Origin of the sequence: Streptomyces sp. NPDC002870 (genome assembly GCF_042888505.1) — a bacterium.
In the GTDB taxonomy this organism is placed as follows: Bacteria; Actinomycetota; Actinomycetes; order Streptomycetales; family Streptomycetaceae; genus Streptomyces.
The window spans coordinates 75,427-90,788 of the sequence record NZ_JBIAPW010000021.1 but is presented as its reverse complement, the minus strand read 5'-3'; the positions used below and the strand labels follow the sequence as shown (position 1 = coordinate 90,788).

At 69.6% G+C, this 15,362-nt stretch carries 11 protein-coding genes and 1 pseudogene; 6 read left to right on the top strand and 6 right to left on the bottom strand.

The window, feature by feature from the left end:
* Positions 1-92 precede the first annotated feature (92 nt).
* Positions 93-1,172, bottom strand: coding sequence for a mechanosensitive ion channel family protein (locus ACFYWY_RS24310; protein WP_389190117.1), 1,080 nt, complete (start codon positions 1,170-1,172; stop codon positions 93-95).
* 234 nt (positions 1,173-1,406) lie between these two features.
* The gene (locus ACFYWY_RS24305; RefSeq protein WP_389190116.1) at positions 1,407-2,264 is read right to left on the bottom strand and encodes a helix-turn-helix transcriptional regulator; all 858 of its coding nucleotides are present in this window, start codon (positions 2,262-2,264) and stop codon (positions 1,407-1,409) included.
* Positions 2,265-2,398: 134 nt separating this feature from the next.
* Here ACFYWY_RS24305 and ACFYWY_RS24300 point away from each other — a divergent pair, with 134 nt between their 5' ends.
* Positions 2,399-3,094 (top strand): SDR family NAD(P)-dependent oxidoreductase, encoded by a 696-nt coding sequence (locus ACFYWY_RS24300; RefSeq protein WP_389190115.1) that lies wholly within the window; start codon positions 2,399-2,401, stop codon positions 3,092-3,094.
* 164 nt (positions 3,095-3,258) lie between these two features.
* Here the strand turns inward: ACFYWY_RS24300 and ACFYWY_RS24295 are convergent.
* Positions 3,259-3,932: pseudogene (locus ACFYWY_RS24295) on the bottom strand (SDR family NAD(P)-dependent oxidoreductase).
* Between the two features lie 214 nt (positions 3,933-4,146).
* Between ACFYWY_RS24295 and ACFYWY_RS24290 the strand changes: the two are divergent.
* Positions 4,147-4,980 carry a class I SAM-dependent methyltransferase gene (locus ACFYWY_RS24290; RefSeq protein WP_389190114.1) on the top strand — a complete coding sequence of 278 codons (834 nt, stop codon included), beginning with the start codon at positions 4,147-4,149 and terminating at the stop codon, positions 4,978-4,980.
* Positions 4,977-5,528 carry a nuclear transport factor 2 family protein gene (locus tag ACFYWY_RS24285; protein ID WP_389190113.1) on the top strand — a complete coding sequence of 184 codons (552 nt, stop codon included), beginning with the start codon at positions 4,977-4,979 and terminating at the stop codon, positions 5,526-5,528. Before ACFYWY_RS24290 ends, ACFYWY_RS24285 begins: the two co-directional genes overlap by 4 nt.
* A 66-nt stretch (positions 5,529-5,594) precedes the next feature.
* Here the strand turns inward: ACFYWY_RS24285 and ACFYWY_RS24280 are convergent, their stop codons facing one another.
* On the bottom strand, positions 5,595-6,248 hold the full coding sequence (locus ACFYWY_RS24280) for a hypothetical protein (RefSeq protein ID WP_389190112.1): 654 nt from the start codon (positions 6,246-6,248) through the stop codon (positions 5,595-5,597).
* A 304-nt stretch (positions 6,249-6,552) separates the two neighbouring features.
* Here ACFYWY_RS24280 and ACFYWY_RS24275 point away from each other — a divergent pair, with 304 nt between their 5' ends.
* Entirely contained in the window at positions 6,553-7,575 is a 1,023-nt protein-coding gene (locus ACFYWY_RS24275; RefSeq protein WP_389190111.1) for an alcohol dehydrogenase, read from the top strand.
* Positions 7,576-7,642: 67 nt separating this feature from the next.
* Here the strand turns inward: ACFYWY_RS24275 and ACFYWY_RS24270 are convergent, their stop codons facing one another.
* Complete coding sequence (locus tag ACFYWY_RS24270; RefSeq protein ID WP_389190110.1) at positions 7,643-9,439, bottom strand: VanW family protein; 1,797 nt, start codon at positions 9,437-9,439, stop codon at positions 7,643-7,645.
* A gap of 264 nt (positions 9,440-9,703) precedes the next feature.
* Here ACFYWY_RS24270 and ACFYWY_RS24265 point away from each other — a divergent pair, with 264 nt between their 5' ends.
* Positions 9,704-10,420 carry a TetR/AcrR family transcriptional regulator gene (locus tag ACFYWY_RS24265; protein ID WP_389190109.1) on the top strand — a complete coding sequence of 239 codons (717 nt, stop codon included), beginning with the start codon at positions 9,704-9,706 and terminating at the stop codon, positions 10,418-10,420.
* Between the two features lie 350 nt (positions 10,421-10,770).
* The gene (locus ACFYWY_RS24260) at positions 10,771-12,309 is read left to right on the top strand and encodes an MFS transporter (protein ID WP_389190108.1); all 1,539 of its coding nucleotides are present in this window, start codon (positions 10,771-10,773) and stop codon (positions 12,307-12,309) included.
* A 130-nt stretch (positions 12,310-12,439) separates the two neighbouring features.
* Here the strand turns inward: ACFYWY_RS24260 and ACFYWY_RS24255 are convergent, their stop codons facing one another.
* Positions 12,440-15,175, bottom strand: a complete 2,736-nt coding sequence (locus ACFYWY_RS24255) for a SpoIIE family protein phosphatase (RefSeq protein WP_389190107.1) — start codon at positions 15,173-15,175, stop codon at positions 12,440-12,442.
* Positions 15,176-15,362 lie beyond the last annotated feature (187 nt).

The following is a 15,362-nucleotide window of genomic DNA, read 5'->3' as shown; positions in this document are numbered from 1 at the left end:
GCGCTGCCGGTCGCGGGGCCGGACCAGGGCCGGCCGGGGGCCGGCCGGACCGAGCCCCTGGGCCTGGCCGCCCCGCGCCCAGCCCCGCCCCGTTACGGCACAGACTCCGTCGCCTCGCGTTGGTGCGGGAACGCTACAGGCGCATCACTCTGCTGCACCGTAACGGTCCGCTTCGGAACGGGAACCGAGATGCCCTCCTCTCGATATCGCCGGTGCAGCCGCTTGATGAACTCGTGCTTGATCCGGTACTGGTCGCTGAACTCGCCGATCCCGAGGATCACCGTGAAGTTGATCCTGGAATCCCCGAACGTGTGGAAACGGACGGCCGGTTCATGGTCGGGAACGGCACCGGTGATGTCGACCATCACGTTCTCGATGACTTCGGTCGTCACCCGCTCGACGTGTTCGAGGTCGCTGTCGTAGCCGACTCCGACCTGGACCATGATCGACAGCTGTTGCTCCGGTCCGCTGTAGTTGGTCATGTTGGTGCCGGCGAGCTGGGCGTTCGGGATGATCACCAGGTTGTTCGACAGTGATTGCACCACGGTGTTGCGCCAGTTGATGTCGACGACATAGCCCTCCTCGCCGCTGCTGAGCCGGATGTAGTCGCCGGGCTGAACCGTCTTCGAGGCGAGGATGTGCACGCCCGCGAACAGATTGGCCAGGGTGTCCTGCAATGCCAGGGCGACCGCCAGACCGCCCACTCCCAACGCGGTGAGCAGCGGCGCGATGGAGATGCCCAGGGTCTGCAGAACGACGAGGAAGCCCATCGCCAGAATCACGATGCGCGTGATGTTGACGAAGATGGTGGCCGATCCGGCCACCCCCGACCTGGACTGTGCCAGGGACTGCACCAGACCGGCGATCACCCGGGCCACTGTGAGAGTTGCGGCGAGGATGAGCAGCGCCGTCAGCGTCATATTGACGTTGTGTCCGACTCTGGCGGTCAGCGGAAGCGCCGTGGCGGCCATCGCCGCGCCCGCGGCTATCGCCGCCCAGGGGACCAGGGTCCGCAAGGCGTCCACGACCACGTCGTCTCCGCTCCATCGCGTTCTGCGCGCCCGTTCTCCCAGCCATCGCAGGGTCGCGCGCAGCAGCAGACCTGCCGCGATGCCGACGGCCAACGCGATCCCGGCGACCATCAGGTCGTGCAGCGTGAGGGTCCGATTCATCGGCCCGCTCCCGTTGTACGGGGGAGGGGCCTGACGGTCGAATTCGCCGCAGAGCGCCGGATGTGATGTTTCGTCACCTTGTTATGTGCTCGATTCTCGGGTGTGCGGTCACGTCGGGACATGCGGACTGGTCCGACGCGATCGCCATCCTGCCGCATGTGGCCGTACGCGCCGCTGCTGGCCCCACCTCGGTTCAACCACGAGGCGCGGCAGCCGTCCCGGACACGTTGACTCTTACACCGGGGTGCTGCCCTTGGTCATGGCCTGGGTGCCGATGACGTTGAGGAGCTTGAGCCGGTCGGCGGCGTCGCTGCCGGGGGCGGCGGTGTAGGCGACGATACGCAGATCGCTGCCCGCGGCTACGAGCACGTCGCAGTCGAGGGTGAGCGTTCCGACATCGGGGTGGTGGATGGTCTTGGTGGCCGTCTCGTGGACACCCACGATTCCCGTCTCCCACAGGCGTGCGAAGTCGGTGCTGACCCCCTGCAGGTCCTGGATCAGGGAGCGCAGGCCGGCATCGGCGGGGTACCGGGCGGTTGCCGCCCTGAGGTCGGCGACCACGGCCGCCTCGAATCGGGCCTCCTGCTCGGGGGTGTGGCTGACCCGGCCGGGCAGGCCGGCGAAGTGGCGCCACGCGATGTTGCGCTCGCGTCCGCGCAGCGAGGACGCGTCCCCGAACAGGGCGGCCCACAGCGGGTTCCACAGGATCAGGTTCCAGGCGGCGTCGTGCACGCTCAGCGGTGCGCCGTCCAGCTGGTCGAGCAGTCGCCTCACCCCGGGTGAGATGTGCGCCGACAGCTGGCCGGGGCCGGGCGCCGGCTGGCCCGCGAGGAGGAACAGGTGCTCACGCTCGGCCGCCGACAGCCGCAGGGCGCGGGCGAGCGCGGACAGGACCTGCTGGGACGGTGAGGTGGCCCGGCCCTGTTCCAGGCGGACGATGTAGTCCACCGACAGGCCGGCGAGCTGGGACAGTTCCTCGCGCCGAAGGCCCGCGGCCCGCCGTACTCCACCGGTGGGCAGTCCGACCTCGGCGGGGGCTGTCCGGTCGCGCCAGCCGCGCAGTGCTGTGCCCAGTTCCTTGGATGCGCTCACGCCACCAGTATCCGGCCGCCGCGCCCGGACAGCCTGGTACTGGCAGTCCACAGGCAAAGGCGGGTACTGCCTGTTCGTCCCCGGTGCGACGACGGTGGAGGCATCACCAACCCACCGATCAACGGAGTGAACGCATGACCACCACACTGATCACCGGAGCGAACAAGGGCCTCGGCTTCGAGGCGGCCCGCCGCCTGATCGAGGCTGGGCACACCGTCTACATCGGGGCACGCGACGCCCGGCGCGGTCAGGAGGCGGCCGCCGAGCTCGGCGCCCGCTTCGTCCAGATCGACGTCACCGACGAGGACTCCGTCAAGGCCGCCGCCGAATTCGTCCGCGAGGACGCCGGCCACCTCGACGTCCTGGTCAACAACGCCGGGATCATCGGCGCGGGCAAGCCGGTCGGCGAGGTCACCGGGTCCGACATGCAGACCACCTACGACACCAATGTCTTCGGCGTCGTGCGCGTCACGCACGCCTTCCTGCCGCTCCTGCAGGCCGGCGACGCCCCGGTCGTCGTCAACGTCAGCAGCGGCCTGGGCTCGCTGGCGGCGACCTCCGACCCCAACCGCATCGAGTTCCAGGTGGCGCTGCTGGACTACAACTCCTCCAAGACCGCACTGGTCATGATCACCTCGCAGTACGCCAAGGCGTACCCGGCCATCAGGTTCAACGCCGTCGACCCCGGCTACACCGCCACCGACCTCAACGGCCACCAGGGCCTCCAGAGCGTCGAAGAGGGCACGGACGCCATCGTCCGCATGGCCACCATCGGCGCCGACGGTCCGACCGGCGGCTTCTTCGACAAGACCGGCCCGGCCGTCTGGTAACCCCAGCCTGCGCCGCATCCGCCCGCTACTCCAGCGAGATCTACACCGACCGCACCGGTCGCCGCAGCGCAACGTCCTGAACTCCACCGACTTCGGCATCAAGTCGCCCGCAGCCGACACCGCGAAGAACTCTGTGCCGCGACCCGGCCGACGGCCTGCCGCTCTCACGGGCGGCGGGTCGTACCCAAGGTGAAATCGATACCGGTGAGTTCGGCTGACAGCTTCCACAGCCGGGCGGCCCGCTCGGGATCAGTGGCCCAAGCACTCACTCCGCCGCCCAGAGCTGTGTCCTTCGCTGCGGGCTCGGCGATGTCACAGTCCTCGCAGTAGACGCCACCTACACCTGCCAGCTGTGGTGAGGTCGCTGCCCACACCTGCGTGGCCGCGCCTTGTTCGGGCGTCTTCAAGCCGCTGTCCGTCGCACTGGCGCCGATCGTCGCTACCAGCTCCTCCAGCTCCTCCTTGGACATGTGACGGCCCAACTGGGTACGGATCGCGCCCGGGTGCAGCGAAAACGCCCTCACTCCCGCGTCCCGTCCCAGCGCGTCCAGATGCAGGGCGAACAGGCTCGGCGAAGGACCGCACGCTCTCCAGGTCCGTCAGGTCCAGCTCCCCTGTCGATCCCGTTCACGGCCTCCTGGGCAGTGGTGCGGCGCCGTGCGGGGACGACGACGCGTGCTCCCGCGCCGGCGAGGGCCCGCGTCGTCTCCAGACCAATTCCCGAATAGCCCCCGGTCACGATCGCGAGTTTCCCGGACAGGTCGATGCACCGCAGAACACCTGTCGTGGTGCTTCGCACTCCGAACCCGGAGTTGATTTTGCGCTGTTGGCTGGTCATGGCATCGAACCTACGGATTGGAGCGCACTTCAAGGCAAGCCTGGCTCATCGCGAGCGGAATTCTTCGGCCGATCGGTACAGGGCCGGGTGCGACAGGAAGCGACCGGGCTCAACGGTCATAATGAAAGGGTACGAGTCGGCGGCTGCCCTCTGCCACCCGCGCCCGGCAGCGCCCCGTTCGCGCGACGTCCCGAGCTAAGTTGGTGACGCGTACATGTCTCTGCCTCACCAGGAAGATACTCAGTCTCCGTCCCGAAGCGGCTATGGAGAAGCGGTGTTCAGGCCCGAGCGGAGCGGCGAGGCCGAGCGCATCGACCTTGGCGGGCTCACCTATGACGCCACCACCCTGGCCCGTCTTGAAGAGCTGGGAGCCGGCCCAGGCTGGCACTGCCTGGACGTGGGCGCGGGCACCGGCACAGTCGCAAGGCAGCTGCTGAGCCGGGCCGGGGTCGCTTCCGTGCTCGCGGTCGACCGCGACGTACGCTTCCTGGCGGCAACCCCGACTGCCGGGCTCCGGGTACTGGAGGCCGACATCAGCGCCCCGGACTTCGACCCGGGCCGGTTCCGCCTGGTCCACGCGCGGTTCGTCCTGATGCATCTGCCCTCCTACCGGCGCATGATCACCAAGCTCTGCGAGCTGGTGGCCCCGGGCGGTGTGCTGGTTCTCGGCGACGCCGTCGACCTGACGACGGCAGACGCCCCCAGCACCCCGTACACCGAGGTCATGCGAGCGATGTGGCAAGGGCTGCGAAACACCATCGGTACCGACGTCACCTGGGTGGCACAGTATCCACGACTGCTGCGCGACGCCGGTCTCACCTCCGTCGCGGCCGAGATCTATGTACCTCCTTTGCTTCCCGGCAGCCCCATCAGCCGCTTCTGGGCGGAAACTTGGGACCGCGCGAGGGCAACCATCGTGGACACCGGGCTGGTTGACGAAGCGACGGTCGACGCGGCCATCCGCTCTCTCGACTCGCCCGAATGTGCCGCGCTCTCACCCGGACTGATCACCGCTTGGGGATGGAAGCCCGAGGAGGCCCTTCCATGACGACCGACTCCGTCCGCTCGCAGCTGGAGCGCGTGTGGGAGCTCCACACCAGCAGCGAGTTCACCACACTCGACGTCGACACGACGATGGAGACCATGACGGACGCACCAGCGGTGCTCCATGTGCCCACTGCCATGGGCGCCCGCGGCAGGGAGCCCGTACGCGACTTCTACCGCCGATGGTTCATCGGCCGCAATCCACGGGACTTCACACTTGAGACCCTGACCCGGACCACCAGCGACGACCGCATCGTCGAGGAGATGCTGGCCTCGTTCACCCATGACGTCGAAGTCCCCTGGATCCTCCCCGGCGTGGCTCCGACGGGGAGGGCGATGGACATCGCGGTTGTGGCGGTCGTGTCGTTCGACGGCACCCTTATTGCGAGCGAGCACATCTACTGGGATCAGGCATCGGTCCTGGGGCAGGCGGGTCTCATCGAGCCCTCCGCCATGGCACGGCTGCCGGTGGTGATCGACCAGCGCGCCACGCTGACCGACGGCCCTCTCAATGAACTGGCTGGTGCCGGCCGGCGTCCCGTGGTGGGGTGATACCGGATCGGGCGGGCGGGAGCCGGCGGGAGCCGACCGACGCGCAGCCCGCCGCCGGGCCGCGGCTCAGTGGGCGAGGAGCATGTAGGTGTTCTCCAGTTCGTCCTGCACGACGTGGGCATCTCCCGCGACGGTCCGCACGACAAGGTCGTCTGCCGGGATGTGGACCCGATACCGCCACCCTTGGGGGAGTTGCAGCCGTTGGCCGAGCGTGGCCAGGGAGTCCATGGTCTGGCTGTCGTCCACGGTGTGGGAGTACGCCTGGAGGACGTATGTGCGGTCGCCCGGGGCGAGTAGCGCGTGCACCGGTTTGCCGCTGGACAGGACGTACTCGGTGTCCCGTTTCACCGTGGAATCGACATAGAACTTCCTGGCCGTCGCCCCGGTGACGTCGATCTCCACGGGGATGCGGAGTTCGGCCACGCAGCGGGCCTCCAGGCCGTCGAACATCGCGGTGTCCCCCCACTCGAACGCCGTGACTTCGTCGATCGTCCAGAAGCGGGGTCCGTTCAGGAACACCATCGGCACCTGGAACTGCTCCGCCAGCGCAGGGGGGTCGAGCGCGTTCCACCGCTCCGGCGGACAGTCGTTGAGACCGAAGGTGTTGTAGACGGCTGCCTTGAGATGACCGTCCTCGCCCGGCGAGATGAGGAGGATCTCGCCGTAGCGAGCGTTCCGCAGGCCGCTCAGGTGCCGGGGCGCTTTCGTCGTGTCGGACATGGCTCCTCCTTCTCACAGCCCGTCTCCGCTCCTGCGCGGAGACCGCCTGTGGGGAAAGGCCGCCGGGGGTCGGGCCCGGGTAGTGCCGCGGGTCGTCCACTCCATCAAGCGCATCACACACGTGGTGAAGTCGCACGCCGTCCCCGGTGGCGTCGAGCGACGGCCGGGCCGGCAGACGGCGTCTGTGCGTGCGAAGCGTCTGCTGCCGGGTGCTCACTTGATCCGCTTCGGCGCGCGCGATCGGGCCTGAGCTGGTCTGCTGATTGAGGGGGCCTGTCGCACCCGCACACCGGAGAGACCTCAGATGAGTACCTATCGAGTCGGGCAAGTAGCCGCCGCAGGCGGTCCGTTCGAGATCGTCGAGCGCGAGGTGCAGCGGCCGGGCCCCGGCCACGTACGCATCGCCGTGGACGCCTGTGGGATCTGCCACAGCGACTCCGCTTTCGTGAACGCCATGTTGCCGGGCCTGCGATATCCGCTGGTTCCCGGGCATGAGATCGCCGGGCGCATCGAGGAGACCGGCGAGGGAACATACAGCGGCTGGCAGGTGGGCGACCGGGTGGCAGTGGGCTGGTTCGGCGGCAGCTGCGGCCACTGCACGCCCTGCAGACAGGGCGACTTCGTCGTGTGCGAGAACCTGAAGCTTCCCGGAGGGGCTTACGACGGCGGTTACGCCGAGACGGTGATCGCACCGGCCGACGCCCTGGCCCGCATCCCCGACGCACTGGCGGCGACCGATGCGGCGCCCTTGGCCTGCGCCGGGGTGACCACGTACAACGGACTGCGGCGCAGCGCCGCACGGCCGGGTGACCTGGTCGCCGTACTCGGCATCGGCGGCCTTGGCCACCTGGGGGTGAAGTACGCGGCCGCCATGGGCTTCGAGACCGTGGCCATCGCCCGCGGAGCCGCCAAGGCCGACTTCGCCAAGCAGCTCGGCGCGCACCACTACATCGACAGCACGGCGGACACCACCGTCGCGGATGCACTGCAGTCACTCGGCGGTGCCAAGGTCGTCCTGGCCACCGCCGCCAACTCCGACGCCATCACGGCGACCGTGGACGGGCTGTCCCACCGCGGCGAGCTGGTGGTCATCGGCGTGACCCCCGAGCCGCTGGGAATCAACCCAGTCCAGCTGCTCATACAAGGCAAGATCATCCGCGGTCACCCGTCCGGCACGGCGCAGGACGTGCAGGACACCATGGCATTCAGCGCCCTGCACGGGATCCGCCCGATGACCGAGATCGTGCCGCTGGATCAAGTCGGTGAGGGTTACCGAAAGATGATGTCCGGCGCCGCCAGGTTCCGGATGGTGCTCACCACCCGCTGACGGTGCGCGTGCGGGAGTCGGCACGGCGCGGGCGGCGCGCTTGCCCGGGGACGCAGGCGGACGCGAATCAGCCGAGGCGGTCGCTGTCGGGCGTTGCTGTCGCGCGCGGTGCGTCCGGTTGATCCGCCGCCGCTGCGGGGGCGGGATCCTCCGTGCACGTGACCTTGTCGCGAGGCGTGTAGTGGGTCTTGAAGTCTTCGCGTCTGACCTGCCGGCCGTCCTGGACGAAGACGCGGCCGACGACGACGTCGAACCCTTCGAGCGGGGTCTGGACCTCGCACTTCGGGCCGCTGCCCGTGCGCGTTGCCGGCTGCTTGATGTTGGTGCGCGGCCCCTGGGTCGCACGTATCTCGTCGTACTTCTTGGTGCCGAGGAAGGTGATGGTCACCGAGGTGCCGGTGGACTCGGCCCGGATGTAGAGGGCGTGGTCCAAGTCGTTGGTCCAGCGCAGGTCGAGAGTGCCCCACGCGACCGTGGCCTCGCGGCCTTCGGGGTAGCGCTCGATGTAGAAGGAGTGGGCGCCGTACTCCACGGGCTTGACCCCGGCAAAGAACATGGCGTTGAACATGGTGCTGGCGACTGCGGAGACGCCGCCGCCTGGAGACTTCACATACTGACCGTTGTTGATCATGATGCCGTCGACGAAGCCGTTCTCCTTGGTGCGTTCGCCGACCGTTCGGTTGAAGCTCCACTCCTGTCCGGGGAGGACGACCGAGCCGTTGATGAGCTCCACGGCGCGGCCGATATTGGTGCTGCGGTAGGGGGCGGCCGGGAAAGCGACGGTGAAGGACGAGACCTTCTCCTTGATGCCGAGCCGCTGTGCCGATGCGCTCGTGAGCTGCGGTGGGACCACGACAGTGGCGATCTCGCCGGTGCGGGCCGCGCCGGAGGCGGTCAGCAGGGGCAGGACGGCCTTGCCGAGTGCCTTCTCGGTGACCAGCCGTCCCACGCGGCCCTCCTGGGTCACCACTACGCGGTCGTCGCCGTCGAGCCCGAGCGTTGCATCCCGAGGGCCCGGGGCGGCTTCCCGTACGGGACGGGAGACGGCGGGGTCGGCGAGCAGGCCCTTGGAGTCGAGGGCCGGCACGAGGCGGTTTCGGCCGTCGGGCTTCATCGTCAGATGCCTGCCGAGCGCGGAGGGGCCGATGGATATGCGTTTGTCGGCGAAGGTGACTGTGACCGGGCCGGACATCGCGGGCCGGGCGAACTCCTTCACGGCCCGCTCGGTCTCCCGCGGGCCGATCCGCGGCTGCGTCTGCCTCACCGGCAGCACAGCGGGGCCCGAATCCGGCGTGCGAAGGTAGGCGTCGCGAATGGGGTCCAGCGCCCGGTCTGTGATCAGGGTGACGCCGGTGACCGGGGCGACGGCCTTCGCTCTGCCGTTCTCGAACGATATGGCCCCGTCGCGGACCTGCCGCTTGGCGGCCGTACCGATGCGGTCGATCTCGGCCCGGCTCTTCTGCTCGTCCACGCGTATCACCGGCTCGACGTCCCCGCCGTCGGAGGCGAAGAGCCTGCCGATCACGTTGACCGGATCGGATCCTGGGCTTGCGGCACGGTCGGCGGACGCGGCGGCGTCCAGGGACAGCCCGAGTGCGCCGGGATCGGCCTTCTCGACGCGGTCACCGATCTTCAACGCGACCGGCGCCGCGAAGGCCGGCCCGAGCTTTCTGTCCAGGACCCGCTGGGCCTCTGCCCGGCTCATCCCGCCAATGTCGACCCCGCGCACCCGTGTGCCTTCGGCGATGTCGTCGCCGACCGCGAGGCCGGTGGCGTAGAGGCCGCCGAGCCCGAGCACGACAGCCCCGCCTGCGACGGACAGAACTGTCCGCCAGTTGCCAGTTCTGGTGGGTGCGCGTCCCAATGTCTCTCCCTGTGGCGCAGACCGGCCGGAAAGCGCTTTGAGCCGCCAGGGCAGCTCGTCGTAGGTGGATTCGCACCAAATAATTCACCAAAACAGATGAAATGCGGCATAGATGTAACTGATGTCACGCTGGAGGAGCCCGCCTGGGCGCCTGGCTCCCGGCTGCGTCGTACGGCCACGCTGCGTCGTACGGCACGCCGAATAGGGAAGGGTCATTGCTTGAGTTACTGTCTATAACTCAAGCAATGGGGAGGTCGGAGCGGTATGGCGGTCGGCAACACCACACCACGTCAGCGCTACCGAGAGCAGGTGCGCGGCGAGATCAAGCAGGCCGCGCTGGAGCAGATCCGGGCCGGGGGTATCGCCGCGCTCAGTCTCAATGCCGTGGCCAAGCAGATGGGACTCACCGGCCCGGCCCTGTACAAGTACTTCAAGAACCGCGACGACCTGCTCACCGAGCTGATCTGCGACGCGTACGACGGAGCCGCCGCCGCGATGCGCGGCACGGCCGCTCGCACGGTGGACGCTTCGCCCCGTGAGCAGTTGCATGCGCTGGGGACTGCCTACCGGGAGTGGGCCGTCGGCGCCCCTCACCTCTACCTACTCCTCGCGGGTACACCGTCGCCCTCCTGTGAAGCACCGGCCGAGACGGTCGACCGGGCCAGGGCGGTCCTCGGTCCCCTGCTGCCCGTCCTTGGACGTGGGCAGTGCCCGCCGGGGGTCGGGGAACTCCGGGAGCAGATGCAGCAGTGGCTCGACGAGACGCCGGCGGTCGCCGACTGGGTGCGCGGTTGCGCCCCGGACGCGGGCGTGGACCCGGCCATGGCGCTCGCGGGGACGGTGGTGGCGTGGGCGCGCCTGCACGGCATCGTCAGCCTCGAGGTGCAGGGTCAGTTCAGCAGCATGGGGCACCGGGCGGCGACGCTGCTGGACGCCGAGATGCAGGCGCTCGCCGACTCCATGGGGCTGCCGGGGGCCTGACGGCCCGGGCGAAGAGGCTGCGACGCATGTCGTGCAGACTGTGGCGGCAGCCTTCCGTGTCGGCGACCGGGGCGGTTTGACAGTGAAATGCGTGAGTGGTTGACTACTCACATGCACCGTCGATTGTCCACGGCTGAAGAACGCCGAGACACGGTGCTCCGTACCGCCGTTGGAGCCTTCGCCGCGCGGAGGTACTTCGGCAACACGACCTCGCGGCGGGCGTCACGCACTACTGACGACTGTTCGTCGACTGTCCCGGCGGGGCGGCGGTCCGCGTTTCTCCGGGGGTCGGCGCCTCGCTCTTTCTTCGGGCAACCAAGTGAGTGTTTAACCACACATAGGAGATCTCGATGTCTGAAAGCTTGGACGGACCCGCCGACGGGTCCGGCGTCCCGCCCCTGGCCGCGGACCCCGGCGGTTCCTCCTCCGCCGTACGGCCGGGCGCCGCGCTGGCGGTTCTGGCCGGCGCGCAATTCGCCGTCGCGCTCAGCACCTCCATCGTCAATGTCGCCCTTCCCGCAGTCCGCGACGGCGTCGGCCTCTCCGAAACCGGTATGGCCTGGGTCGTCAACTCCTACGGGCTCGCGTTCGGAGCGCTGCTCCTCCTGGGCGGACGCGCCGCCGACCTCCTCGGCCGCCGCCGCGTCCTCCTCGCCGGTCTCGGGCTCTTCTCCGCCGCCGCGCTCGTCGCGGGCCTGGCCACCACGCCCTGGATGCTGATAGCCGCACGTACCGCACAGGGCGTCGGAGCGGCCGCCGTGGCACCCGCGGCGCTCTCCCTGGTCATGCAGCTCTTCCCACCGGGGCCGGGGCGCGGCAAGGCGCTCGGGGTCTGGGGCGCGGTCTCGGGTGCGGGCGGTGCGGCCGGAGTCCTCCTGGGTGGGGTGCTCACCGAGGGGCTGGGCTGGCCCTGGGTCTTCCACGCGTCCGCGATCGGCGCGGTCCTGGTCCTCGCCTGCACGATCGTCCTGGTGCCCGCCACCCCGCGGCCCGACGGCGCTCCCCGGCGCCTCGACCTCGTCGGAACGGTCACCGTCACGCTCGGCCTGGTCGCCCTCGTCTACGGGCTCACGGCCGCCGGCCGCTCCGGCTGGAGCGACCCCCTGGTCCTGGGCTCCTTCGCGACCGCGTGCGTCCTGCTCCTCGTCTTCGTCCTGGTCGAACGGCGCCACCCCGCACCGCTGCTGCCGCCGCGCCTGTTCTCCGCGGGCCTGGTCGCCCCCGCCAATCTCGTCATGGCGCTGCTGGGTTCCGTCTGGGTCGGACTCTTCTTCTTCCTGCCCCTCTACCAACAACAGGTGCTCGGCGCCGGCCCCCTGGAGGCGGGACTGTCCCAACTTCCGCTGGCGGCGGCGAACATGCTGGGCTCGTCGCTCGCACTGCGGCTCGCCCGCCGGCTCGGCCCGAACGTCGCCCTCGCCGCGGGGCTGCTCACCCAGACCGCGGGACTGCTCTGGCTGTCCCGCATCTCCGCAGACGGCACGTTCCTCGCCGACGTACTCGGCCCCATCGTCGTCATCGGCCTCGGCCTCGGAATCGCATTCGTCCAGCTGACAGGCGCCGCGGTCACCGGCGTACGGCCTGCCGACTCGGGGCTCGCCAGCGGGCTGGTGAACACCACCCGGCAGATCGGTGGAGCCATAGGCCTGGCCGTCCTCGGCACACTCGCCGCATCGACCACTGCGTCGTTCTCGGCGTACCACTCCCGCGCGGAGGCCCTCACCGAGGGCTACCGGACCGCGTTCCTCGTCTCGGCGCTCATCCTCGCGGCCGGGTCCGCACTGACCCCCTACCTGGCGCACCGCTCGGCCCGCCAGGCCGAGGCGGACGAGGAGGAGGCGGCGCCCGATCCTGCTCCGCGGCACCCCGCGCCGACGACGTCGCGGTGAAGCGCCGCGTGCCGCGAACGGCCGCGTGCCGCGAACGCGTGCCGCGAACGGCCGCGTGCAGCGAAGGATCGTGCCCGGCGAGCGCATCGTCCGAGAGCCGGCTCGGGCATCGGCGGGCGGACTCGGTTGATCAGCCGGGGTTCCGCGTCGAGGACATCGAATTACCAGGTCCGTCCAGGCCCCCGCCGGACCGGGGCAGCGACAGCTCCGCCCAGATGACCTTCCCCTGGGGGGTGTAGCGGGTGCCCCAGCGTTCGGCCATCTGTGCGACGAGGAACAGGCCGCGGCCTCCCTCGTCCATGGTCGCCGCGTAGCGCAGGTGGGGCGCGGTGCTGGTGCCGTCGGTCACCTCGCAGGTCAGGGTGCGGTCGCGCAGCAGTCGCACGGTGACCGGTGCGGAGCCGTAGCGGATGGCGTTGGTGATCAGCTCGCTGAGTACGAGCTCCACGGCGAACGCGAGCTCGGACAGTCCCCAGTCGTCCAGCTTCTCGGCCACGGTTGCGCGCATCACTGCCACGGCAGCAGGTTCGAAAGGCACGTCCCAGCAGGCGACTTGGTCGGGCGGGATGGCCCGTGTGCGGGCGATGAGCAGCGCCACGTCGTCCTTCGGCCGGCCGGGCAGGAGCTCCCCGAGCACCGCCCGACAGCTCTCTTCCGGCTGCCGGTCGGGATGGGACGCCAGCGCCTGGCGCAGCAGCTCGATTCCCACGTCGATGTCCCGGGTGCGGTCCTCGATGAGCCCGTCGGTGTAGAGGACGAGTTGCGTGCCCTCTGCCAGTTCCAGTTCGGCGGTCTCGAACGGCATACCGCCCAGTCCCAGAGGCGGCCCGGCCGGAAGGTCGGGGAACGAGACACTGCCGTCGGGGTGGACCAGCGCGGGCAGGGGATGTCCGGCCCGCGCCATGGTGCAGTGGCGGGAGACGGGATCGTAGATCGCGTACAGGCAGGTGGCGCCCATGACCCCTCCACCGGCGGCCGCCGCCCCCACATCCTCCTGGTCGATACGCCCGACCAGGTCGTCGAGGTGGCTGAGGATCTCGTCGGGCGGCAGGTCGAGCGTGGAGAAGTTGTGCACCGCTGTGCGCAGCCGTCCCATCGTGGCGGCGGCATGCAGGCCGTGGCCGACGACATCCCCGACGACCAGCGCCACTCGACTGCCCGGAAGCGGGATCACATCGAACCAGTCGCCGCTCACCCCGGACAGCGCGGGAAGGTAGCGGTGGGCGACATCGAGGGCGCTCTGCTCGGGCAGGGCCCGCGGCAGCAGGCTGCGCTGCAACGTCACGGCCAGGGTGTGCTCACGGGTGTAGCGGCGGGCGTTGTCGATGCTGACCGCCGCCCTGGCAACCAGTTCCTCGGCCAGGGAGAGGTCGTCCTCCTCGAACGGCTGGGGCTCCTGCGAGCGCCAGAAGTTGGCCACGCCCAGGATGACTCCCCTCGCCTGGAGCGGCACCGCGATGAGCGAATGGATGCCGTACTCGACGATCATCCGCGTCCGGTCCGGGTCCTGGGCATGCCAGCCCGTCGCGGCGGACAGGTCGGGCACCAGCTCCGTGCGGCCGCTGCCGAAACCCCGTGCCTGCGGTGTGGAGGGAAGGAAGTCGATCAGGCGGCCGAGCTCATAGAGGGGATGGTCGTTCCGGATGCCGTGGACCGCGGTGCGGCGCATGTCCGTGCCCGTACCGGCCGGCTCCTCGCCGCGCAGGACGGGGTCGGCCAGATCGACGGTGACGAAGTCGGCGAACCGTGGGACCGCGACCTTCGCCAGTTCCTCGGCGGTGCGGACGATGTCGAGGGTGGTACCGATGCCCAGACCGGCGTCGTACAGCAGTTGCAGCCGCTCGCGGGCCATCTCCGCCCTGCCATACAGCGCCCGCAGCTCCGTGGAGTCACGCAGGGTCGCGACCGTCCCCTTGGGGCCACCGTGGACATCCGTGGGCTGCTGGTTCACCGCAAGCAACCGCTCCCCGGCCAGGTGCACCTCGTCCGTGGCCACGCGGCCCGAGGCCAGCAGGTCCAAGGTACCGGGATCAAGGCTGGGCAGCTCCGAGATGTGCCGCCCCTCGGCGTCCGGCGGCAGATCCAGCAGTCGTCTGGCCTCGTCGTTCGCCAGCACCAGCTGACCGTCTTTGTCGATGATGAGCACACCTTCGCGTACGGCGTGCAGCACCGCGTCGTGATGCTCGTACATGCGGGTGATCTCGGCCGGGCCCAGACGGTGGGTCTGCCGCCGCAGCCGCCTGGCCACCAGCGCCGTCCCGGCCGTGGCCAGGACGAGCGCGGCCGCTCCTGCGCCGAAGATGATCGGCAGCTGCCGCTCCACCACGCTGGTCACGTTCTTGACCTTCAAGCCGGCCGACACCAAGGCCACGACCTTGCCCTTTTCGTCGTAGACGGGGACGACGGCCTGTACCTCGTGGCCGAGCGGGCCGTAGACGCTCTCGGTGTACACGCGACCGGCCAGCGAGGGCTCGATGGTGCCGACGAACCTGTGCCCGATCCGGTCCGGCTGGGGATGCGTGTAGCGGATCCCCTTCGTGTCCATCACCACGATGAAGTCGACGCCGGCTGCCTTTCGCCCCGCCTCCGTGAGCGGCTGGAGCACTTTGGAGGGATCAGGGGTCTTCAGCGCGTCCAGGACGCCCGGAGAGTGCGCGAACGTCTCCGCGACGGCGATCGAACGGCGCTTGGCCTCGGTGTTGACGTCGTGCCGGGACTGCAGCACAAGCGCCACCACCGCGGCGGCGACAAGCAGCACCGCCACAGCCACCTGCAGGGCGAAGACCTGCCCGGCGAGGCTCCGGCGGCGCTTGTCGGTCAGTGACCGAGCCGGTGCGTTCCGGAATCGGTCGAAACCTTTGACCATATTGACCTTTCTAACACCGCAAGGTCCTCCGTGGTCAAACATTGACGATCTGCTGCCGGGGCGTCCACCGCTGCGGCGCGGTGCTTCGGCGGCGCGGGCGGCAGGCTCGGCCGACGGGTGCGGGAGCCGTGCCGCACCGGGCGCCGCTCGGGGCCGCCGCGCACCGGCGGGATCCGTGCGCCTGAGG

What these genes read in the sequence shown, in the direction of transcription:
- ACFYWY_RS24280 (WP_389190112.1), bottom strand. Translation starts at nt 6,248, where the DNA reads ATGTCCGACACGACGAAAGCGCCCCGGCACCTGAGCGGCCTGCGGAAC.
- ACFYWY_RS24260 (WP_389190108.1), top strand. Translation starts at nt 10,771, where the DNA reads ATGTCTGAAAGCTTGGACGGACCCGCCGACGGGTCCGGCGTCCCGCCC.
- ACFYWY_RS24255 (WP_389190107.1), bottom strand. Translation starts at nt 15,175, where the DNA reads ATGGTCAAAGGTTTCGACCGATTCCGGAACGCACCGGCTCGGTCACTG.
- ACFYWY_RS24265 (WP_389190109.1), top strand. Translation starts at nt 9,704, where the DNA reads ATGGCGGTCGGCAACACCACACCACGTCAGCGCTACCGAGAGCAGGTG.
- ACFYWY_RS24300 (WP_389190115.1), top strand. Translation starts at nt 2,399, where the DNA reads ATGACCACCACACTGATCACCGGAGCGAACAAGGGCCTCGGCTTCGAG.
- ACFYWY_RS24285 (WP_389190113.1), top strand. Translation starts at nt 4,977, where the DNA reads ATGACGACCGACTCCGTCCGCTCGCAGCTGGAGCGCGTGTGGGAGCTC.
- ACFYWY_RS24310 (WP_389190117.1), bottom strand. Translation starts at nt 1,172, where the DNA reads ATGAATCGGACCCTCACGCTGCACGACCTGATGGTCGCCGGGATCGCG.
- ACFYWY_RS24275 (WP_389190111.1), top strand. Translation starts at nt 6,553, where the DNA reads ATGAGTACCTATCGAGTCGGGCAAGTAGCCGCCGCAGGCGGTCCGTTC.
- ACFYWY_RS24290 (WP_389190114.1), top strand. Translation starts at nt 4,147, where the DNA reads ATGTCTCTGCCTCACCAGGAAGATACTCAGTCTCCGTCCCGAAGCGGC.